General features: G+C 39.4%; 15 protein-coding genes, 6 tRNA genes and 2 rRNA genes. 15 read left to right on the forward strand and 8 right to left on the reverse strand.

Translation table 11 applies throughout. The features are described from left to right. From rrf (R3X26_RS06645) to rrf (R3X26_RS06655), 3 genes are all read left to right on the forward strand, one after another. Window positions 1-84: ribosomal RNA gene (gene rrf, locus R3X26_RS06645) — 5S ribosomal RNA — on the forward strand; the annotation flags it as partial. Between the two features lie 142 nt (window positions 85-226). Next, a tRNA-Thr gene (locus R3X26_RS06650) sits at window positions 227-303 on the forward strand. Between the two features lie 8 nt (window positions 304-311). After that, window positions 312-427: ribosomal RNA gene (gene rrf / locus R3X26_RS06655) — 5S ribosomal RNA — on the forward strand. 58 nt (window positions 428-485) lie between these two features. Here rrf (R3X26_RS06655) and ilvY read toward each other — a convergent pair. Continuing rightward, entirely contained in the window at window positions 486-1376 is an 891-nt protein-coding gene (ilvY, locus tag R3X26_RS06660) for an HTH-type transcriptional activator IlvY (RefSeq protein ID WP_317716441.1), read from the reverse strand. Between the two features lie 139 nt (window positions 1377-1515). Between ilvY and ilvC the strand changes: the two genes are divergently transcribed. Then, the gene (gene ilvC, locus R3X26_RS06665) at window positions 1516-3000 is read left to right on the forward strand and encodes a ketol-acid reductoisomerase (protein ID WP_317716442.1); all 1485 of its coding nucleotides are present in this window, start codon (window positions 1516-1518) and stop codon (window positions 2998-3000) included. Between the two features lie 187 nt (window positions 3001-3187). Here the strand turns inward: ilvC and ubiK are convergent, their stop codons facing one another. From ubiK to R3X26_RS06685, 4 genes are all read right to left on the reverse strand, one after another. Next, a complete protein-coding gene (gene ubiK / locus R3X26_RS06670) occupies window positions 3188-3439 on the reverse strand; it encodes a ubiquinone biosynthesis accessory factor UbiK (protein WP_317716443.1) in 252 nt (83 codons plus the stop codon). A gap of 113 nt (window positions 3440-3552) precedes the next feature. Further along, window positions 3553-6675 carry a multidrug efflux RND transporter permease subunit gene (locus tag R3X26_RS06675; RefSeq protein ID WP_317716444.1) on the reverse strand — a complete coding sequence of 1041 codons (3123 nt, stop codon included), beginning with the start codon at window positions 6673-6675 and terminating at the stop codon, window positions 3553-3555. Between the two features lie 11 nt (window positions 6676-6686). After that, entirely contained in the window at window positions 6687-7793 is a 1107-nt protein-coding gene (locus R3X26_RS06680; protein WP_317716445.1) for an efflux RND transporter periplasmic adaptor subunit, read from the reverse strand. Between the two features lie 18 nt (window positions 7794-7811). Continuing rightward, window positions 7812-8390, reverse strand: coding sequence for a TetR/AcrR family transcriptional regulator (locus R3X26_RS06685; RefSeq protein WP_317716609.1), 579 nt, complete (start codon window positions 8388-8390; stop codon window positions 7812-7814). A 176-nt stretch (window positions 8391-8566) separates the two neighbouring features. Here R3X26_RS06685 and rep point away from each other — a divergent pair, with 176 nt between their 5' ends. Next, window positions 8567-10588: a DNA helicase Rep gene (gene rep / locus R3X26_RS06690; RefSeq protein ID WP_317716446.1), complete on the forward strand. Its 2022-nt coding sequence runs from the start codon at window positions 8567-8569 to the stop codon at window positions 10586-10588. A 111-nt stretch (window positions 10589-10699) separates the two neighbouring features. On the opposite strand, the gene R3X26_RS06695 is transcribed toward rep, so the two are convergent. After that, window positions 10700-11107, reverse strand: a complete 408-nt coding sequence (locus R3X26_RS06695) for a cytochrome c5 family protein (protein ID WP_317716447.1) — start codon at window positions 11105-11107, stop codon at window positions 10700-10702. Window positions 11108-11392: 285 nt separating this feature from the next. Between R3X26_RS06695 and R3X26_RS06700 the strand changes: the two genes are divergently transcribed. The 10 genes from R3X26_RS06700 (at window position 11393) to R3X26_RS06745 (ending at window position 19518) form a co-directional block, all read left to right on the forward strand. After that, window positions 11393-11469, forward strand: a tRNA-Arg gene (locus R3X26_RS06700). A gap of 39 nt (window positions 11470-11508) precedes the next feature. Beyond that, window positions 11509-11584, forward strand: a tRNA-His gene (locus R3X26_RS06705). 154 nt (window positions 11585-11738) lie between these two features. Further along, a tRNA-Pro gene (locus tag R3X26_RS06710) sits at window positions 11739-11815 on the forward strand. A gap of 45 nt (window positions 11816-11860) precedes the next feature. Then, window positions 11861-11936 (forward strand) — tRNA-His (locus R3X26_RS06715). Window positions 11937-12093: 157 nt separating this feature from the next. Next, window positions 12094-12170: transfer RNA gene (locus R3X26_RS06720), tRNA-Pro, on the forward strand. Window positions 12171-12930: 760 nt separating this feature from the next. Then, window positions 12931-14640 (forward strand): ABC transporter ATP-binding protein, encoded by a 1710-nt coding sequence (locus tag R3X26_RS06725; RefSeq protein WP_317716448.1) that lies wholly within the window; start codon window positions 12931-12933, stop codon window positions 14638-14640. Between the two features lie 121 nt (window positions 14641-14761). Next, window positions 14762-16315 (forward strand): ABC transporter substrate-binding protein, encoded by a 1554-nt coding sequence (locus R3X26_RS06730; RefSeq protein WP_317716449.1) that lies wholly within the window; start codon window positions 14762-14764, stop codon window positions 16313-16315. A gap of 182 nt (window positions 16316-16497) precedes the next feature. Beyond that, entirely contained in the window at window positions 16498-17475 is a 978-nt protein-coding gene (locus R3X26_RS06735; RefSeq protein WP_317716450.1) for an ABC transporter permease, read from the forward strand. 2 nt (window positions 17476-17477) lie between these two features. Continuing rightward, on the forward strand, window positions 17478-18416 hold the full coding sequence (locus tag R3X26_RS06740; RefSeq protein ID WP_317716451.1) for an ABC transporter permease: 939 nt from the start codon (window positions 17478-17480) through the stop codon (window positions 18414-18416). Window positions 18417-18537: 121 nt separating this feature from the next. Beyond that, the gene (locus R3X26_RS06745) at window positions 18538-19518 is read left to right on the forward strand and encodes an SPOR domain-containing protein (RefSeq protein ID WP_317716452.1); all 981 of its coding nucleotides are present in this window, start codon (window positions 18538-18540) and stop codon (window positions 19516-19518) included. Between the two features lie 126 nt (window positions 19519-19644). On the opposite strand, the gene gorA is transcribed toward R3X26_RS06745, so the two are convergent. After that, window positions 19645-21000, reverse strand: coding sequence for a glutathione-disulfide reductase (gorA, locus tag R3X26_RS06750; protein ID WP_317716453.1), 1356 nt, complete (start codon window positions 20998-21000; stop codon window positions 19645-19647). Between the two features lie 116 nt (window positions 21001-21116). Continuing rightward, window positions 21117-21956, reverse strand: a complete 840-nt coding sequence (locus R3X26_RS06755) for a 23S rRNA (adenine(2030)-N(6))-methyltransferase RlmJ (RefSeq protein ID WP_317716454.1) — start codon at window positions 21954-21956, stop codon at window positions 21117-21119. Window positions 21957-21994 lie beyond the last annotated feature (38 nt).

Consider the following 21994-nt stretch of genomic DNA (forward strand, 5'->3'; position numbering starts at 1 on the left):
TCCCATGCCGAACTCAGAAGTGAAACGCAATAGCGCCGATGGTAGTGTGGGGTTTCCCCATGTGAGAGTAGGACATCGCCAGGCTCTTATTCGCTTTTATCTTTTTAGAAAAGACGAAGGCAAAAAAATAAATAAAGCACAGTATTGATTAAGACTTTATTTAAAAAGAATAAAATTGCCCGATCTTTGATCGGGCTATTATTTTTTAAATATCCAAATATAGAACGCTGATATAGCTCAGCCCGGTAGAGCGCATCCTTGGTAAGGATGAGGTCCCCAGTTCGAGTCTGGGTATCAGCACCAGAATTTTACTTGGCAACCATAGCATTGTGGACCCACCTGATTCCATGCCGAACTCAGAAGTGAAACGCAATAGCGCCGATGGTAGTGTGGGGTTTCCCCATGTGAGAGTAGGACATTGCCAGGTTACTATTAAATAAAAAGCCTTCCAAACGGAAGGCTTTTTGCGTTTATAAGGTTTATATTTAAGCAGTAATAAATTTATTTTCAGCCAGTTGCCACAATGCTTTAATTAAAGGATCATTGAGTTTTGAACGATGGCAACATATGCCTAAATCAAATGGTTTAACACTTTCCAGTTTTAACCGTTGTATTTTGTCTTTAACTGGACTGTTATTAATCACCACATCTGGCGCAATGCCTATTCCACACCCTAATGCGACCATACTAACAATAGCCTCATGACCAGAAACTTGGGCATAAATATTAGGTCTGATTTTGTTTTTCTTAAACCAATAGTTAGCACGCTCTCTAGCGGTACCTGCTTCTGGCAATATAAAGGGAATTGAGTCCCAATTTGGGTGTTCTTTTAATAATTCTTGAGAAAATGTACTAACACCGGTTGGCGCAATAATAGAAAGAGGAATTTTCCCAATTTTTTCAAAAGCTAATCGAGTTGGTAAATGTTCTGGTTTGGCAGATATCGCGATATCCGCTTTACCATCGAGAACGATATCAATTGCTTGTGCAGGATCACCTGTTGATAGCTTTAATTCGATTTGAGGATAAATCAGTCTAAAGTCATTTAAGAGATCTGGTAAGTGACTATAACTGGCCGTTACGGAGCAAAATAGATGAATTTCACCTTCAAGCTGTTGAGATTGATCTGATAATTCTGCTTTATAACTATACCAGTCACTCGTTATTTTTAAGGCGATAGGGAGTAGTCTTCTGCCAGCATTGGTTAGGTCGACACTTCTATTATCGCGAATCAATAAGCTTTGGCCTATTTCGTCTTCAAGCTTTTTGATCTGTCGACTTAAAGCTGATGGGCTGACATGCATTGCAATGGCTGTTTTATTAAAACTTTTACTGTCACATAGGTGAATAAACACCTGTAGGCTTTTAATATTCATTTAATCTCTTTTACGTTGCATTAATTGCAATTACTAATTGTGAATATATCACTTTAAGCAATTAGATTCCTGCATTACTATGGGTTCATTCGACTCATATGCAGTCGACCAACAAACAGTTTTTAAAGGAGTCTCTTAAATGGCTAACTACTTCAACACACTTAATCTACGTGAGCAATTAGACCAATTAGGTCGTTGTCGTTTTATGGATCGTGAAGAATTTGCGACAGAAGCGGATTATCTAAAAGGTAAGAAAATTGTCATTGTAGGTTGTGGTGCTCAAGGCCTTAACCAAGGGCTTAACATGCGAGATTCCGGTCTTAATGTTGCTTATGCACTACGTCAAGCTGCTATCGATGAAAAACGTCAGTCTTTCAAAAACGCTAGTGAGAATGGTTTTGAAGTGGGTAGTTATGAGACGCTTATTCCTCAAGCAGACCTTGTGGTAAACCTTACACCTGATAAACAGCACACTAATGTAGTAGAAACAGTGATGCCGTTAATGAAAGAAGGAGCAGCTTTAGGTTATTCGCATGGATTCAACATTGTTGAAGAAGGCATGCAGATTCGTAAAGACTTAACTGTGGTAATGGTTGCTCCTAAGTGTCCTGGTACAGAAGTTCGTGAAGAATACAAACGCGGGTTTGGTGTTCCTACGCTTATTGCTGTTCACCCAGAGAATGATCCAAAAGGTGAAGGTTGGGATATCGCTAAAGCTTGGGCTGCAGGTACTGGTGGTCACCGTGCTGGTTGCCTAGAGTCTTCTTTTGTTGCCGAAGTTAAATCAGATCTTATGGGTGAGCAAACAATCCTGTGTGGTATGTTGCAAGCTGGTTCTATCGTTTGCTATGAAAAAATGATCGCAGACGGTATTGATGAAGGTTATGCGGGTAAATTGCTTCAGTTTGGTTGGGAAACTATCACTGAAGCGCTTAAGTTCGGTGGTATTACTCACATGATGGATCGTTTGTCTAATCCAGCTAAAGTTAAAGCATTTGAACTGTCTGAAGAACTTAAAGAACTTATGCGTCCTCTTTACAATAAGCATATGGATGACATCATTGTTGGTGAGTTCTCAAGTACTATGATGGCAGATTGGGCAAATGATGATGTTAACTTACTAGGTTGGCGGGAAGAAACGGGTAACACTGCCTTTGAAAACTACCCTGAATCTGATGTTGAAATTTCTGAACAAGAGTATTTTGATAAAGGTATTTTGATGATCGCTATGGTTCGTGCGGGTGTTGAGCTTGCATTTGAAGCAATGACATCATCTGGGATCATTGACGAGTCAGCTTACTATGAATCTTTGCATGAACTTCCATTGATTGCTAATACTGTTGCGCGTAAGCGTCTATATGAAATGAACGTTGTTATTTCAGACACAGCCGAATATGGTAACTACCTATTCGCTAATGTTGCGACTCCGCTTTTACGTGAAAAATTCATGCCTAAAGTATCAACAGATGTTATCGGTAAAGGTTTAGGTATTGAGTCTAATCAAGTAGATAACGCAACGTTGATTGAAGTAAATGAAGCTATTCGTAATCACCCTGTAGAGTATATTGGTGAAGAACTACGTGGCTATATGACGGATATGAAGCGTATCGCCGTTGGCGGTTAATGTTATAAGCAAGTAGTTTGTAAACGATAAATATATAGTAAAGGCTTGGTTTAATTCCAAGCCTTTATTTTTGTAAAATATTAATATTTATCTGATCGTTGTTTTATTTTATTAGACACATGTTTCATCTTGCTTCTGCATTCATTCTTTTCTGAAATAATCTTGATCTAAACAGTCATGCCTATGATTATTTTTCCGTTAACTTAGTTTCAAGTTCGGTTAATTTAGCTTCCATTTCGGTCAGTTTTTGACGTGTTCTTAATAATACTTGAGTTTGAACATCAAACTCTTCGCGACTCACCACGTCTAACTTATTCAGTTGACCTTGAATAACTTGTTTTACTTTCTGATCGACATCTGCGCCAAGCTCTTTTACTGGCGTTGGCATTGATTCATGGATTTGTTTTGCAATCTGTTCTAATTTTTTTGGGTCAAACATACGTTATAAACTCCTATCAATTTGTTTTTATTCTAAGCAAATTATCAAACAATGTCGTTAACAATAGCAATAAAAAAGGCCACCGAAGTGACCTTTTAAACATACATGCTTATTTAATTGTGATTAGAGAACTGGCGTTGAGCGGCTTTTGCCTCATCAAATCGTGCAAGTTTTTCTAAATTTTTATCTTCTACGAATACAGGCAGAGGTTTGTGTTTTTCTGCGAGATAAGAGTAGATAACTGGAAGTACGAATAGAGTAAATAAGGTACCAATCGCTAATCCAGAAACAATAACAATACCAATACTGAAGCGCTGAGCAGCTCCTGCTCCTGTTGCATACATCAAAGGAATCAAACCTGCTATCATCGCTGCAGTTGTCATTAGTATTGGGCGAAGACGTACTTTAGCTGCTTCCATTACCGCTTCAGTACGTGATTTGTTATGTAGTAGCTGTTCTTCTTTTGCTACTTCACAAATCAAAATACCGTGTTTAGTTATCAAGCCAACTAAGGTAATCAACCCAACTTGAGAGTATATGTTCATTGTTGCCGCTCCCCATGCTAGGGCAATTAAAGCACCGCAAATGGCTAGAGGTACTGATACCATAATAACCAACGGATCTTTAATTGATTCAAACTGAATAGCGAGTACAAGATAGATGATTGCTAGTGCCAAACCAAAAGTAGCGAATAGAGAACTACCTTCAGTAACATATTGTCTTGATTCGCCCATATAGTCATATGAATAACCATTTGGTAGTTTCTCTGCTGCTATATCTTCAAACCAATTAATTGCATCTCCCATTGCAATAGTAGGAGAAGGTACAGCACCGATAGTTGCTGAGTTTAACTGATTAAAGTGAGGCAAAGAGCGAGGCTCAGCGACAACATCAATATTGATCAAGCTACCTAAAGGAACCGCAGCACCACTTGAAGAACGCACGTAGTAGTTATTCATTGATTCAGGGTTTAATCTATATTTTCGTTCAACTTGGGGAATGACTTCGTATGAACGACCATTTAAATCAATACGATTGACGTATCCATCAGCCATCATTGCGCTTAAAGTGATACCAATGTCTTGCATTGTTACGCCATAAGCACCCGCTTTATCTTTATCAATATGGATTTTCATTGTTGCAGAATCGTAATTCAAATCGATATTAGAATAGACAAAATATGGACTCGACACTGTATCAATTAGGATGTCAGTTGCTATTTGGAATAAGCTTTCAAAACTATTTGGTGTTGTAATTACAAATTGAATAGGTAAGCCTGAGCCTGCACCTGGTAGTTCGGGCATTTGGAAGGCTGTTACTGCCATACCTGGTACCGTTTTCACCAGTTGACCCACTCTGTTTGCTACTTCAGATTGACTTGCTTCACGTTCACTCCATGGAACCATTGATGCGATACCAAAGGCTTGGTTTGAATTTGGTACCCCTACAAATACTTGCGAGTAGGCCACTTCTGGTTGTTCTGCAAGCATTTGGTTAACATCGGCCATCGTATTCTGCAAGTAATCGAGATTGGCATTTGATGGGCCAGTACCGATTAACATAACAATACCTTTGTCTTCTGAAGGTGCAAGTTCACTAGGAATGAACTTGAATAACAATGGAAGACTTGCAAACACAATAATAGAAAAACCGATAATGACAGGGCGTTTTTTCATTATCGCGCCTAACATTTTTTCATAACGATTACTCATTCTATCAAGAATGCCGTGTACCGTTGTTTCAAATCGGTTTGGTTTAGTATGTGGTTTGAGCATCTTTGAGCACATAACCGGCGATAAGGTTAAGGCAATAATACCTGAAACAAATACCGCACCTGCTAGAGTCAAGGCAAATTCTTTGAACAAAGAACCGGTGATCCCGCCCATCATAGCTATAGGAGCATATACCGCGCCAAGTGTTAGTGTCATCGCAATAACGGGTACCGCTATTTCACGAGTACCAATGATAGCTGCCCTAAAGGGTGACTCACCAAGTTTGATATGCCGGTCGACGTTTTCTAACACAACGATAGCATCATCTACCACCAGTCCAATCGCCAGTACCATTGCCAGCAGTGTCATTAAATTCCAAGAGAAACCAATAGATTGCATCACCATTGCCACACCAATAAGTGAAAGAGGTATGGTGACAATCGGGATAATAACCGCACGCAATGACCCTAAGAACAGAGTAATCACAATTAATACAATAAGGGCGGCTTCAAGAATAGTCTTAATAACTTCACTAATTGATTCGTTAATCGCTACAGTGGAGTCATATAGAACATTCATCTCAATATTGCTAGGCATGTTTTTTTCTAATGTCGGTAACAGTTCTAGCACATCGTGGGCAATATTAATTGGGTTAGCACTTGGAGCCGCGTTAATTGCGGCAACAACAGCTTCTCTACCATTAGCATTTGCACGTACAACATCATGGCTTTTCTCTCGCGAGACTTTAGCAATATCTTGTAAGCGTACTAATTCGCCATCTTCTTGTTTTATGACCAAGCGTTCTAATTCGGCCACACTAGAGATTTGAGTATCGGCGCTGCCGTTATATATAACGAACTCACCAATTGATTGCCCAGTTGCTGATTGATAGTTATTGGAGTTTAGGACACTCATAACATCAGTTGCGGTTAAACCGATAGCGGCCATTTTGGCTGGATCTAACCAAATACGCATTGCGTATTTAGAACCACCATAGTGATCAACACTTGCGACTCCGCTAACAGAGAATAATTGAGGATCGATGACTCGTTCTAGATAATCCGTTACTTGGCTGGAAACTAACTCGTCACTGGTGAAACCAATATATAAAACAGCCGTCGTAGAACCTGTCGACATTTTTACTGTTGGATCTTCAGATTCACTAGGTAATTGAGACCGTACCGAGTTTGTTTTAGCAAGAATATCCGATAACGCTGCATTAGGATCGGTATTCAGTTTCATTGTTACGGTAATAGTAGACATACCGAGCACCGACTGTGATGTCATGTAATCGATATTATCCGCTTGTGCAATGGCTTGTTCCAAGGGCTGTGTAATAAAGCCTTGAATCAAGTTAGCACTTGCACCGTAATAGCTTGTTGTTACTGTAACAACCGTATTCGTCATTTCTGGGTATTCACGTACCTGCATTTTGAATATTGCTTGTAAACCAAGCAACGCAATCAAAAAGCTGATAGATACCGCTAGAACTGGACGTTTTATAAAAATGTCAGTAAAGCGCATTTTGCCCCCAATTAAAGCATCGGTGTTTCAGTAGGAGGAGTAAGTGCATCACTCTCGACTACTTTAACTTTCGCATCGTTACTTAAGCGTACTTGGCCAGATGTAACGACTTGATCCCCAGCACTTACGCCACTTAAGATATGAGCAATATCGCCTCTACGTTCACCCACATTCACAACATGTTGTTTTACACGAGTAACACCGTCTACTTCTGATAGAACATAGACATTGTCACCGTATAAAGTAAATGTGATCGCAACTTGCGGAAGAACAATCTGATCTTTAATTGTCGGTAGAATAATATTTGCACGAGCAAACATGCCACTGCGAAGTTTACCACCGTTATTCGGGATATCTGCTTGAACTTGTATTAGACCACTTTGGCTATCCACTGCTGGTTCGATGGCAGAAATGGTGCCTTTAAAAGTCTCTTCAGGGTAAGAGTCTACTTTGATATCTACTTCTTGTTCGATGTAGATACGAGAGATATCCGTTTGTGAAACAGTAAAACGCAGACGCATTACGCTGGTGTCTTCTAAACGGACGATCTCGTCGCCAGTTTGAAGATATTGGCCTAGAAATACATTACGGATACCAACAACACCGTCAAAAGGAGCAGAAATTTCCCTTCTATCAATAGCGGCTTCTAAAGACTGTATATCAGATTTAAGAGAAAAGTATTCGGCTTCTGCGGTATCGTAAGACTCTTTCGATACGGAACCCTTTTTATATAGGCCTTTATAACGATCATATTTAGCTTTTGCTGCGGGCAAACGGGCTTTAGCACTGTTTAAGTTGGCGTTCTCAACTTCGGTATCAAGAATAATTAACTTTTGGCCAGTTTTTACCGTATCGCCTGAGTCAAATTGAATTTTATCGATAACACCATTTGATTCTGTAGCAAGGGTGACGCCTTGATTGGGCTCTATAAAACCAATCGCTTGAATGGTAGGAACCCAATCAACAGAATTTACTTCCACAATCGTGACCGGAAATTCTGGTTCAGGCATGTTTGCCATATATTCTGCAATTTTCTTTTGCTTGAACATATTAAAGCCAATCACACTACCAAAAAGCAATATTGCGATAAGTAGCATGAAAAAAGTCCACTTTTTCATTCTTGTTTGAACTCCAAATTAGTGATTAATTAAAGCATCCCAACTCGCATCAATGGCTTGTTCTAACGCCTTTTCATCGAGATGGAAGCAGTTGTTTCTTTGTTTTCTAGCCAGGGCAGAGCTAGATTCTAAGCTAAGACTTGATAACACTTTGTTATCGAATTGCTTAAAAATACCTTGCGATTTTCCTTCATCGAACATTTTCTCTATTTTACTAAACATCTCTTTTTCTTTATGGAAGATACATTGACCATCTTTAGAAGAGAGCTGTTCGTACAACATATGGCTTATGACCGCGTTTTTAGTTTTGGAAAAATGCCATATGTTAAGCCAAATGGTTCGATATTGTTCTTTGAGTCCCATGTTATCAGTCAGATTAGCCTGAATAATATCGGCTGTTCTTTGAGTTACATGAAGGCGAGTCTCTTCTATTAAATGCTCTTTGTCGTCGAAATAGCGATAAATGGTTCCCGCAGCAACACCCGCTTCTTTAGCCAGTTTTTGCATAGACAAACCATGAAACCCTTCTTTAGCGACCAATGTTTCGGTTGCATCAAGAATTAATTGTTTTTTATCACCGCTATTATCGAAAGACATGGAAGATTTAATAATGAATGAACGTTCATTCATTAAATCACGTTTCTTGATAACAATTCAATAAATAAGTCTTTAAAAATAGGATTAATCTAATCATAGAGATATCTCGTTAGCATTATTAAAGCCAGAATACTATTATAGGCGCTAATTTCCTTTTGCACGTTTGAGTATTAAATATGAAGTTAAATCCAGCACAAGATGAAGCAGTAAAATTTGTCTCAGGACCTTGTCTTGTGCTTGCTGGGGCTGGCTCGGGCAAAACTCGAGTGATTACTAATAAAGTGGCGTATTTAATTCAACAATGTGGCTACAAAGCCAGAAATATAGCAGCGGTAACTTTTACTAATAAAGCGGCTCGCGAAATGAAAGAGCGGGTCAGTCAAACGTTAGGTAAGCAAGAATCCAGAGGGTTAATGGTTTCTACTTTCCATACTCTTGGCTTAAATATTATTAGAAAAGAATATAAAATACTTGGTCTCAAGGCTGGTTTTTCTTTGTTTGATGATCAAGACCAGTTGGCTTTGCTTAAAGAACTGACAGAAGAACAATTAGATGGTGATAAAGACTTATTAAAGCAATTGCTTAGCTCTATATCTAATTGGAAAAATGACATGCTTACTCCAGCGATGGCTATTAGCTACGCTCGTTCTGAACAAGAACAGTTATTTGCCCATTGCTTTGATGCTTATACCAAGCAAATGAAAGCTTATAACGCGTTAGACTTTGACGATCTGATTTCCATGCCTGTTGCGTTGCTGAAGAACAATGAACAGGTTCGTCATCGTTGGCAATCTCGTATTCGGTATTTATTGGTTGATGAGTATCAAGATACCAATACTAGTCAATATGAATTGGTTAAATTGTTGGTTGGAGAACGAGGCCGTTTAACCGTAGTGGGAGACGACGACCAATCGATATACTCATGGCGTGGCGCTAAACCACAAAATTTAGTGTTATTAAATAAAGATTACCCTAATTTGCGGATAGTGAAGTTGGAACAAAATTATCGTTCTACTAGTCGCATTTTACGTGCCGCGAATATATTAATTGATAATAATCCGCATGTGATAAAGAAAACGCTGTTTTCTGCTCTTCCAGATGGCGAAAAATTGAAAGTGCTGATTGCAAATAATGAAGAGCATGAAGCAGAAAGAGTGACGGGTGAAATTATTGCCCATAAATTTTTAAATAGAACAGGGTACAAAGACTACGCCATACTTTATCGAGGTAACCACCAATCTCGCTTGATCGAAAAATCACTGATGCAAAATCGAATTCCCTATAAAATTTCTGGTGGTACATCATTTTTTGCTCGTGCAGAAATAAAAGACATTATGGCGTACCTTAAGGTATTAGTGAATCCGGATGACGATAATGCCTTTTTGCGAATTGTAAACACTCCACGCCGAGAGATTGGTCCTGCGACACTAGAAAAACTGGGTAGTTACGCGAATATGCGAGGAAAGAGTTTATTTGAAGCGAGCTTTGAACTTGGACTGGAACAGCATCTTTCTGGTCGAGGCTTAGAGTCGTTACAAAAATTTACTCGTTGGGTTGTTGCTATTGCAGATAACGCCGAACGTGGTAATACCATTGAAGCTTTGCGAGCATTAGTGAGAGATATTCATTACGAAGATTGGTTATATGAGACTTCCTCCAGTGCTAAAGCGGCAGAGATGCGTATGAAAAATGTCTCTGAGTTATACAATTGGATTGTTGCCGATCTTGAAGGAGATAATTACGATCAAGAAGTGAAGACATTAAAGGAAGTGGTTTTACGCCTTACTCTCCGAGATATGATGGAGCGAGGCGAAGAAGATAGCGATGCTGATCAAGTGCAGCTGATGACATTGCATGCTTCTAAAGGGCTCGAATTTCCATTTGTTTATTTAATGGGAGTCGAAGAAGGTATCTTACCGCATCAAACCAGTATTGATGAAGATAATGTTGAAGAAGAGCGGCGATTAGCTTACGTAGGTATTACACGTGCACAAAAAGAGCTTACTTTTACTTTATGTAAAGAGCGTCGACAATTTGGCGAGTTAATTAAGCCGACTCAAAGTCGTTTTCTGGATGAGTTACCTTTTGATGATGTTGAGTGGGAAAGTGTAAAAAAGCCGCAATCGGCAGAAGAGCGAATGATAAAAGGACAAGCACATATCGCTAATATTAGAGATATGTTTAAAAACAAACGTTAATCTCAACGTTAATGGCAATATAAACGTTTATTAAAAATAAAAGGGTTGTACCAAGTACACCCCTTTTGTATTTCGACGGTTAACATTAGACGCAACCGTTTAAGATAACGGTTACATTCCTTCAGTTATGAATTTGATCGCGGCAATGACTTCATCATCACTACAATCCATACATGACCCTTTTGCTGGCATCGCATTAAAGCCTTGTAGCGCATGATTGGTTAACACTTCCATACCTTGGGCAATACGAGGAGCCCATTGCTCTGCATTGCCTTTTATAGGTGCTCCAGCGACACCTGTAGCATGACATGCTGTACAGTAAGTATTGTAGACGGTCGCACCATCACGAGGTTCTGTTCTTTCTTCTACAACAGGCGCCGCTCCTGCGAGATAAACGTCACCAACAGGTTGGATGCGTTCAGCAATAGCATCATATTCTTTATCGCTCACACTGGCCGCTAGGCTTCCAGCTGAGAATGTAATTGCAGCGAATAGTACGCCGATTATTCTTAGGGACATATATTTAAGCTCACTTTGCAGTTATCGTTTTTATTTGGCGTGTGTTAACAAATACTATTAGAGTGTTCAATTAAAAATGGATAATTTGAAAACACATTGTTAAATCAGTGTGAATTATAGAAGATTATATCCTGTTAATTTACTGCAATAAATACCAAAATCATTATGATCAGCGCTTTATCACATCCTAACTGCTGAAAAAGACAACAATTAATAAAAAAACTATAAAAAAAACTAGACTGAGAAAGACGAACTACGTATTATTCCACTCCGCCGATAGGGCATGCGCCCGTAGCTCAGCTGGATAGAGCGTTGGCCTCCGGAGCCAAAGGTCGAAGGTTCGAATCCTTTCGGGCGCGCCAATTTCCGGAAGCGTTAAATATTATCGGCAAAAAATAGTGGTGGCTATAGCTCAGTTGGTAGAGCCCTGGATTGTGATTCCGGTTGTCGCGAGTTCGAGTCTCGTTAGCCACCCCATTATTATAAAGCGTAGAGTGTTACTCTGGGCTTAAGGCGGCAAACAAAAAGTTTGTTCCTAAAAGAAAAAATTCGGTGAATAGCGCAGCTTGATAGCGCATCTCCGGTTTTGGAATAGCGGACCAGAGGGCTTGCTTCCAAAAAAAAAAGATTTCGGTGAATAGCGCAGCTTGGTAGCGCATCTGGTTTGGGACCAGAGGGTCGGGGGTTCGAATCCCTCTTCACCGACCACTTTTTAGAATTCTGACTTTACTTGCAGGGTTTTAATTATTTGTGGTGGCTATAGCTCAGTTGGTAGAGCCCTGGATTGTGATTCCGGTTGTCGCGAGTTCGAGTCTCGTTAGCCACCCCATTACTATAAAGCGTAGAGTGTTACTCTGCACTTAAACTTAGAGACGCAGAATAAAAGTTTGCGCCTAAAAGAAAAATTCGGTGAATAGCGCAGCTTGGTAGCGCATCTCCGGTTTTGGAATAGCGGACCAGAGGGTTTGCTTCTAAAAAAAAGATTTCGGTGAATAGCGCAGCTTGGTAGCGCATCTGGTTTGGGACCAGAGGGTCGGGGGTTCGAATCCCTCTTCACCGACCACTTTATAAAGCCTCGTCTATCTAAGACGAGGCTTTTTTTATGCTTCGACGTAACGATAAATTAAGTACGCCAAGTGAATTAAGTCTCTGCTTAGCGGATTTGAATCCAAAGGATCGAGGATTCAGTTCTTTCAAATACAGCTCTTCACCGACCGTTTTAAAATTCTTATTAGTCAGAAAAATGATCGGATAGTCGGGATTGTTCCGTTTAAATAGCAGAGATTGGTAGCAAAATGATAGTGTTTATAGAATAAAAGAAGCATTATTTATGTTTTTCTCTCTATATACTCTATTCAGTCATCTCAAGAAAAACATATTAAACCTGAACTTTATAGGAATAAAAACTGCAATTTTGATGTTTTTTTATATTTACTAACTTTAAAATATAGCTATAACAGTGTTTATTTTTGTGTGTTGGTTTTAGATGCTGTTAAATTATGGTTGTATTTCCTTATTCTCAATGAGCTTATGTTTTTTAAAAATTAAAATGAACAGTTTATTATACTAATATTTCGAGATATTTATAAAAATAAAAGAATAACTGACTAATTAATATATTGTTACATTCTCACAAAAAACGAATAATTATTGAATGTACATGCTCTAAAAGTGTCCATATACGTGTTTTTATACTATATAAGTTGCTTTTTAGTGAATTATTTGCCAAATTTGTCAGTTATTAGATTATCAGGGCTTTGTTCTGGTAATGAATGGAATCAATTTGCAGACAGGGCAGTTAGCGCCGTGTTCGAGGTCTGGTAATGTCGCTTTTAGAAGTTAAGAACCTTCGGATCGAGTATCCTTCAAGGCATGGTGTACATGCCGCAGTTAAAAATTTATCGTTCAACATTGAACGCGGTGAAATAGTTGGTGTTGTTGGTGAGTCAGGTGCGGGTAAATCGACAGTAGGTAATGGTGTTATCGATTTACTGAGCCCTCCAGGTGTTATTGCTGGTGGCGATGTATTTCTCGATGGAGATAAAATTTCTGGTTTATCTTCAAGGGACATGCGTAAGGTTCGTGGGTCAAAAATAGGGTTTATATTTCAAGATCCTATGACGTCGCTTAATCCACTCTTTACCGTGGAACATCAATTAAAAGAAACAATTCATGCCAATATGAATGTTTCTGATGCCGAAGCTTATGAACGTTCGCTTTCTTTGATGAATCAAGTTGGAATTCCTCAGCCAGAAAATCGACTCAAACAGTATCCTCATCAATTTTCTGGAGGCATGAGACAACGGGTTGTTATTGCTATTGCGTTAGCTGGTGAGCCAGATCTTATTATTGCTGATGAACCAACCACTGCTCTAGATGTTTCTATTCAAGACCAGATTCTTAGCCTTATTCGCGAACTGTGCGTGAGTAACAATGTCGGTTGTATGCTCGTTACTCATGATATGGGTGTCGTTTCTAACGTGACGGATAAAGTTGCTGTTATGTACCGCGGAGACTTGGTTGAGTTTGGCCCTACTGCTAAAGTGCTTGGAGACCCAGATCACTCTTATACTCGCAGCCTCATTTCTGCTGTACCTCGCTCAGACAAGAAGCTAGAGCGATTCCCACTGGTCAGTTACATTGAAGAAGCGGTTGAAATGGCGCCTCTAGATGTAAAAAATCATTGGCTAGGTCAAAACCAAGTAGAAAGAGCTTATACCGGTCCATTATTGAATGTAGAAAATGTTAGCTTACGTTTCGTAACCAAAGATTCTTTATTTGAAAGCCGTAGAGAATATGTACAAGCCTCTAATGATGTAAGTTTTGAAGTTTTTGAAGGTGAAACGTTTGGTCTGGTGGGAGAGTCAGGTTCAGGTAAATCGACTATTGCTCGTGTTATTGCAGGGTTATATGCACCTAATGCCGGTAAGGTTACCTTTGAGGGAATAGATCTTACAGGGTTGAAATCAGAAAAAGAACGTCGTCCGATGCGACGTCAAATGCAAATGGTATTTCAAAACCCCTACACCTCAATGAATCCAAGAATGAAAATTTTTGACATTATTGCTGAACCGATTCGATTCCATAAACTGACTCGCGATGAGAGCCAGACCCGAGAAATAGTGCATGATTTGCTTGATCATGTTGGTTTAGGAAGAATGGCGGGTCTCAAGTATCCACATGAATTCTCAGGTGGCCAACGTCAACGTATTTCCATTGCTCGTGCATTGGCAACAAGACCTCGTCTACTTATTTGTGATGAACCAACGTCAGCGTTGGATGTATCAGTCCAAGCACAAATACTGAATTTATTAAAAGATCTTCAAGATGAATTGAACTTAACCATGCTATTCATCAGTCATGATTTACCGGTTATTCGTCAGATGTGTGACCGTATTGGGGTGATGCAAATGGGACAATTGTTAGAAGTCGCACCAACCGAGCAACTATTTAACAGCCCAGAGCATGAATACAGCCAACATCTTATTTCTCTAATGCCTGAATTTACAGGATTAAGAGAAAACATAGCGTAATTTTGTTGGTTAATTATTACTATTTAGCCAATAGAAAATTTTCGAGTATGAATGCTCGAAAACACAAAAAGATGCAAATACAATAAACAGGGATATGATTTCCCGCATAAGGAGTTATGCAATGAAAACCATCAAGACCAAATTGACAGTTGCTTTAATGGCAGCAGGTCTATCTTTTAGCGCTGCTGCTGCAGATATCACAGTTGCTTATGATGCCGATCCAGTATCACTTGATCCACATGAGCAGTTATCAGGTGGTACACTGCAAATGTCTCACATGGTATTTGATCCATTAGTTCGTTATACACAGAAATTGGATTTTGAACCGCGTCTAGCGACTAGTTGGGAACGTCAAAACGACACAACTGTGCGTTTTAACTTACGCCAAGGTGTTAAATTCCATTCTGGAAATGAAATGACAGCGGATGATGTTGTTTGGACGTTCGATCGTCTAAAGAACTCTCCAGATTTTAAAGGTATCTTTACGCCTTATAAAGAAATGGTAAAAGTAGACGATTATACAGTTGATATCGTTACTAATGGTCCTTACCCGCTAGTGTTGCAAACTGCAACTTACATCTTCCCAATGGATAGCAAGTTCTATTCTGGCTCTACGGATGATGGTAAAGAGAAAGATGAAGTTGTTAAGCATGGTAATTCCTTCGCTTCGACTAACGTTTCAGGTACTGGTCCATTTACTGTTACATCTCGTGAACAAGGCGTTAAGGTTGAATTTGCTCGATTTAACGATTACTGGGATAAAGAATCAAAAGGTAACGTAGACAACCTAACGTTAGTGCCTATCAAAGAAGATGCAACACGTGTAGCCGCTCTTTTATCTGGCGATGTTGATATGATTGCTCCTGTAGCGCCTAATGATCATAAACGTGTGCAAGATGCATCTGGTATTGATCTAGTGACCTTACCAGGTACTCGTATTATTACGTTCCAAATGAACCAAAATAGTAACGAAGCACTGAAAGATGTTCGTGTTCGTCAAGCAATCGTTCATGCTATTAATAACGAAGGTATTGCTCAAAAGATCATGAAAGGCTTTGCAACCACTGCTGGTCAGCAAGGTCCTGAAGGTTATGCTGGTTATAGTCCAGAATTAACCCCACGTTTCGATGTTAAAAAAGCAAAAGAGCTTATGAAAGAAGCAGGCTATGAAGACGGCTTTACTTTAACTATGATGGCTCCAAATAACCGTTACGTGAACGATGCTAAAGTGGCTCAAGCAGCTGCAGCAATGCTATCTAAAATTGGCATTAAAGTTGATTTGAAAACCTTGCCTAAAGCACAATATTGGCCTGAGTTTGATAAGTGTTCAGCAGATATGATGATGATTGGTTGGCATTCAGATACAGAAGATTCTGCTAACTTCTCAGAGTTCTTAACAATGACTCGTAACGAAGATACTGGCCGTGGTCAGTATAACTGTGGCTACTACTCAAACGCAGATGTTGACCGTTTAGTAGAAGAGTCAAATGTAGAAACCGATCCAGCTAAACGTGCAGAAATGCTACAGCAGGTAGAAGCTACACTGTATAACGATGCAGCGTTTGTTCCTCTACACTGGCAAAACCTAGCATGGGGTGCTAAATCTAACGTTGAGATCGCTCCAATCGTCAACGCAATGAACTTCCCATACTTTGGTGACCTAGTCGTTAAATAATATAGAAGTAAGTTGCATGGTTAGTTAGATAAATCATGCAACTGCATTCAATTACTTATTTTACGCAATACCGTTCTATGGCGCTCAATCTTATTTCAGTCGGATTGAGTGCCATTTTTAGACTTACGACTGACTGAAATACTTCTTTTCGAAGAAGACAATGGACAATTAAGGGGCAAGGAATGTTTTCGTTTCTGGTCAAGCGCCTATATCAGGCACTGATAGTTATGTTTGTGATCAGTTTAGTGGCATTTGCCATCCAAGATAACTTGGGGGACCCGTTACGTGAACTGGTAGGCCAGTCTGTTTCGGAATCTGAACGTCAAGCTCTGCGTGATGAGTTAGGATTGAATGATCCGTTTTTTACTAAATATTCTCGCTTTGTCGGCAATGCAATACAAGGTGATTTTGGTACTTCTTATTTTTATAAAAAGCCCGCTGCTGATGTGATTTTAGATAAGCTAATCGCCACGTTAGAATTGGTTTTCGGTGCTGCATTAATCATTGTATTAATGTCTATTCCTCTGGGAGTTTATTCAGCAATTAATCCTAAAAGTATTCTCACCAAAATAATAATGGCTTTTAGTAGTATTGGTATTTCGATACCGGTATTTTTAACTGCTATTATGCTGATGTATATCTTTTCCATTGAATTAGGCTGGCTGCCTTCTTATGGGCGAGGAGAAACTATAAACTTGTTAGGTTGGGAGTCTGGGTATTTTACACTCGATGGTTTAGCGCATTTGGTGCTACCAAGTGTTTCTTTGGCCTCTATTATGCTACCACTATTTATTCGTTTAGTTCGTTCTGAAATGCTGGAAGTATTGAGTTCTGAATATATTAAATTTGGCCGTGCCAAAGGCTTATCCTCTAAAAAAATCTATTATCAACATGCACTTAAAAATACCATGTTACCGGTGTTAACGGTTGGTGGTGTGCAAATTGGTACCATGGTGGCTTACACTATTCTTACTGAAACTGTTTTTCAGTGGCCAGGTACCGGCTTTCTCTTTTTAGAGGCGATTAATCGTGTTGATACACCGTTAATTACTGCTTACGTAATCTTTGTAGGTTTGGTCTTCGTAGTGACAAACACTATTGTCGATTTGATGTATGGCTTGATTAACCCGACGGTTAATTTAACTGGTAAAGGAGCTTAATCGTGGAACAATCTAATGTTGTCCCAAGCCGTTGGGAACGCTTTAAACAATCTGACATTTTATATTATTTTTTGCGTGATAAGGTGGCGATGTTTAGCTTTGCCGTCTTTATTATATTCTTAATTATGGCATTAGCAGCGCCTTTAATATCACCAACTGATCCTTATGACTTAACGTCTATTGATATCATGGACTCTGAACTTCCTCCTTCTTGGATGGAAGAAGGCGATTCAAGGTTTATGTTAGGTACAGATGAGCAAGGACGTGACATATTATCGACGATGCTTTACGGCTCTAGGCTTTCTCTTACTATCGGTTTTTTTGCCGTGGGGTTACAGTTATTCTTAGGTATCATTATTGGTTTATCTGCCGGTTATTTTGGTGGTCGAGTTGATAGCTTCTTAATGAGATTTGCAGACGTACAGCTGTCATTTTCAACCATGATGGTTGCGATCATCGTTTCGGCGATATTTAAAGCAAGTTTTGGCAGTGATTTTTACAGCCAATACGCAGTATTAATGTTAGTGGTTATTATTGGTATTGCGGAATGGCCACAGTATGCCCGTACCATTAGAGCTTCAGTACTGGCAGAAAAGAAAAAAGAGTATGTAGAAGCGGCTCGAGTAATGGGCTTTCGCTCTCCTAGAATCATGTTCCGTCATATCTTGCCAAATTGTTTATCGCCGATCTTGGTTATATCAACCGTACAAGTAGCTAATGCAATAATGTCTGAAGCCGCGCTTTCTTTCTTAGGCTTAGGTTTGCCGGTCGATCAGCCCTCTTTAGGGGCTTTGATTAGTATTGGCTTTAACTATATATTTTCAGGAGCATGGTGGATTACTGCTTTCCCTGGTTTTGTGCTCGTGACCTTAGTTTTGGTAATTAACTTGCTTGGAGACTGGTTAAGAGACGTATTTAACCCTAAAATTTATAAAGGATAATCTAAAGCGATTGATATCTAACTATAAATGTTTCTAAACTAAGAGTCGCTATTATTGCGGCTCTTCTTTTTAGAGGCTATTGTTACTATGGAAATAGCATGATAAATATTGAGATAATAATATGAGCAGTATTTTAGTTAGAAAATTGTTGGCCTTTGTTTTTTGTATTAGCTTTGGCTTTTCGTCTCCTGTTAAAGCCGCTGATGATGAGTATATCTGTGAAGCTAGACAGAGGACGGCTGATTCAATCCCCGTACTCTCTCAAGATTGCCCTATTGGTAATGGTATGTGGGGAGGCTCCCCTGATGTCGATTCTGGTTTATTTTGGATACAATGTGGGTTGTTTAATGATGAGTTAACCCAGAATGAAATCAAAATAATAGACAGTGCTATCTCAACCAATGTGTGGTTAAAAGAAGAAAAAAAAGGTTATCGCTGCTTAATTGGGCCTTATGAACAGTATTCTGTTGCTAAAAAAGATCTCGATCAGTTAAAAAAACTTAACTCATATAAGCAAGCATTTATTCGAAATGCGACCGTTTTGCCAAATACAACTGTTACCACAGCTAAAGTAACGCCTAATAAGCCCGCCCCTAAGAAAGCTACCTCTGATAAATCGGTTTCTAATAGAAAAACAGTTAGCAATCCAACCACTAATAACGTCCTACCTGTTACGTCACCTTCTGTCGCTTCAACAGTTGCGATAGAAAAAAGAGAAGTCGTTGATCAGAAAAGTAAGCAGGTTCAATCTCAAGCAATAGGTTTATCTGAAACCGTTGTAGCACGAAGAGACGTTAAGATTGGTGATAAATACTATTTGATCCCTTTCCTAATGGAAGGTTATGACCAATTTTATATGGAATATAATATTGCTTGGAATCGATTAAATTATGATCGATCTGTTGAAGTATGTGCTTCACAGAAGATGCGATTGTTATCTGAAGAAGAATGGCAACTCTTGATAGACTCACAAGTTATGAAGAATAAGCAATGGCCGTTACATCTGCCTTATTGGGGCAATGAGAAGAAAGGGCTGTTTACTAGTGGCAAGATCACTCAACTTTCTGGGACATCACTACTTAATGTAGTTTGTATAAAGTAGTTAAAATTAAGGGGCTAAACTCGCTATTGCTTTATTATTTTACCTAGAATTAAGATTGAAGGCTTATCTCGAATGCATAAAAAAGGCTAACATTTTTACAATGTTAGCCTTTTTATGTATTTGTTTTTATCTCATGGTAACAAATTCTTCCGACCCTGTTGGGTGTATAGCAACGACACTGTCAAAATCTGCTTTAGTCGCTCCCATTTTCATGGCTACTGCAAAACCTTGAATCATTTCATCCACGGTAAATCCAATACCGTGTAAACCCACGACTTTTTCATCATCACCGGCACAAACCAGTTTCATTTTACATGGTTGACGATGTTTGGTCACCGCGGTGTACATAGCCGTAAAGCCTGATTGGTATACTTTAACGTTATCGGCACCATATTGCTCAATGGCTTCAGCTTCTGTCACACCAATTGTGCCGATAGGGGGATGGCTAAATACGACGGTAGGTATAAGCTCATAATCCATTTTTGCTGTTGGTTTATTATTAAATAAACGCTCAGATAACTGACGGCCTGCTTTGACTGCAACCGGAGTCAATTCAACACCACCTTCCATGATGTCACCTACGCAGTAAATACCGTCGACGTTGGTTTCTTGATACTCATTGACTTTAATATATCCACGGTCGTTGGTTGCAACCCCGGTAACATCTAAGTTAATGGCATCGGTAGCTGGATGGCGGCCAATAGCCCAAATTAAAGTATCAACATTGTGTGATTGACCATTTTCTAGATGAAGAGTAAGACTTCCATCTTCTTCTTTAGTTATTTCTTTAGGGACAGAATGAGTATGCAGAGTCGGGCCTTCTTGCTCCATAACTTCCACTAAGGTATCGATAACCATTGGGTCAAAACTACGAAGCGGTGACTCTTTACGCACAAATAAATCTGTTTTTGTGCCTAAAGCATGTAAAACACCTGCTATTTCTACCGCAATGTATCCTGCACCAATCACTGCAACACGTTCAGGCTGTTGTTGTAATTCAAAAAAACCATTTGAATCAATACCGTATTCTGCTCCTGGAATGTTTGGGATGCTTGGACGACCACCTACGGCGATAAGTATATGTTCAGCAGTGTACTGTTCACCATTCACTTCAACGGTTTTTTCGTCAATAAATTTAGCGAAACCTTTGATCACTTCAATTTTATTTTTGCCCAATACATTATCGTATGATTGGTGTATACGACCGATATAAGCTTGGCGGTTTTCAACGAGTTTTCCCCAGTTAAGAGGTTTAGCTTCAACATCGAAACCATAATCTTCAGCGTATAGGTTGATCGCTTCGGCAACTTGAGCCCCATGCCACATTACTTTTTTTGGTACACAGCCAACATTGACACACGTGCCGCCAAGGTCTTTTGCTTCAATTAGGGCGACTTTAGCGCCATACATGGCCGCACGATTAGCAGAAGCAATACCACCACTGCCGCCACCGATACAGATATAATCAAATTGTTTCGCCATTACTTTCTCCAATTTTTCTAATTTTATTTATCTTTCAATCTTAAACCTAAGTTAAAGAGTATGCGAGACTCTCTTCAGCTCATCATTATTAGATATAGTGTATATATGGGGATATTTTACTCAGGTACAATCCATTCGACACTATAATGACCCGTTGCTGGGGCAATAGTTTGTTTTAAAAATGGCAGAATTTCTTCCATCTGAGCCTTTAGTTTCCATGGTGGATTAATCACGATCATCCCAGAGGCAGTCATTCCTCTCTCATTGGTATCTTTGGATACGCCCAGTTCAATTTTTAAAATATTTCTAATATCGAGAGATTCTAGCCCTTCAATCATGTCTTCAATATCAAGACGATTAACTACTGGGTACCAAATTGCATAAATGCCGGTAGCCCAACGTTTGTGACTTTGAGCAATGGCAGTAACAACATCTCGATATTCTTTTGCCAATTCGTAAGGAGGATCAATCAAAACTAAACCACGTCGCTCTTTAGGTGGAAGGCTTGCTTTTAGTCGCTGAAAGCCATCTTCTTTATAGATTCTAACTTGACGATCACGATGAAACTCTTGTTCTAGTAATGAATGGTCGCTAGGGTGAAGTTCGGTTAGTACCATTTTATCCTGTGATCTCAGTTGCGCACGAGCGACTCTAGGTGAACCGGGGTAGTAACGTAACTCATCATTATTATTTAAATTGGCAATGGCATCTAAATAGCTTTGTAGGCCGTCGGGCATCGATTCTTTTTGCCATAGTCGGGCGATACCTTGTTTATATTCACCGGTTTTTTCTGCCCATTCGTGGGTAAGATCGTATCGTCCAACCCCTGAATGTGTATCGTGATACATAAAGGGTTTTTCTTTTTGTTTTAGTGCATCAAGAATTAAACTCTGTACTATGTGTTTTAGTACATCGGCGTGGTTTCCAGCATGGAAACTGTGTCTGTAACTTAACAAATTAAGGCTCTCTGTGTGCGCAGGTTTAGAGCGTTGAT

Source organism: Vibrio sp. TH_r3 (genome assembly GCF_033101115.1).
Lineage (GTDB): Bacteria > Pseudomonadota > Gammaproteobacteria > Enterobacterales > Vibrionaceae > Vibrio.

Bases quoted from the DNA above. Each gene is read 5' to 3' on its own strand.
- R3X26_RS06730 (WP_317716449.1), top strand. From the start codon at position 14,762: ATGAAAACCATCAAGACCAAATTGACAGTTGCTTTAATGGCAGCAGGT.
- R3X26_RS06685 (WP_317716609.1), bottom strand. From the start codon at position 8,390: ATGTCTTTCGATAATAGCGGTGATAAAAAACAATTAATTCTTGATGCA.
- gorA (WP_317716453.1), bottom strand. From the start codon at position 21,000: ATGGCGAAACAATTTGATTATATCTGTATCGGTGGCGGCAGTGGTGGT.
- R3X26_RS06725 (WP_317716448.1), top strand. From the start codon at position 12,931: ATGTCGCTTTTAGAAGTTAAGAACCTTCGGATCGAGTATCCTTCAAGG.
- ubiK (WP_317716443.1), bottom strand. From the start codon at position 3,439: ATGTTTGACCCAAAAAAATTAGAACAGATTGCAAAACAAATCCATGAA.
- ilvC (WP_317716442.1), top strand. From the start codon at position 1,516: ATGGCTAACTACTTCAACACACTTAATCTACGTGAGCAATTAGACCAA.
- R3X26_RS06695 (WP_317716447.1), bottom strand. From the start codon at position 11,107: ATGTCCCTAAGAATAATCGGCGTACTATTCGCTGCAATTACATTCTCA.
- R3X26_RS06745 (WP_317716452.1), top strand. From the start codon at position 18,538: ATGAGCAGTATTTTAGTTAGAAAATTGTTGGCCTTTGTTTTTTGTATT.
- R3X26_RS06675 (WP_317716444.1), bottom strand. From the start codon at position 6,675: ATGCGCTTTACTGACATTTTTATAAAACGTCCAGTTCTAGCGGTATCT.
- R3X26_RS06735 (WP_317716450.1), top strand. From the start codon at position 16,498: ATGTTTTCGTTTCTGGTCAAGCGCCTATATCAGGCACTGATAGTTATG.
- R3X26_RS06680 (WP_317716445.1), bottom strand. From the start codon at position 7,793: ATGAAAAAGTGGACTTTTTTCATGCTACTTATCGCAATATTGCTTTTT.
- ilvY (WP_317716441.1), bottom strand. From the start codon at position 1,376: ATGAATATTAAAAGCCTACAGGTGTTTATTCACCTATGTGACAGTAAA.
- rep (WP_317716446.1), top strand. From the start codon at position 8,567: ATGAAGTTAAATCCAGCACAAGATGAAGCAGTAAAATTTGTCTCAGGA.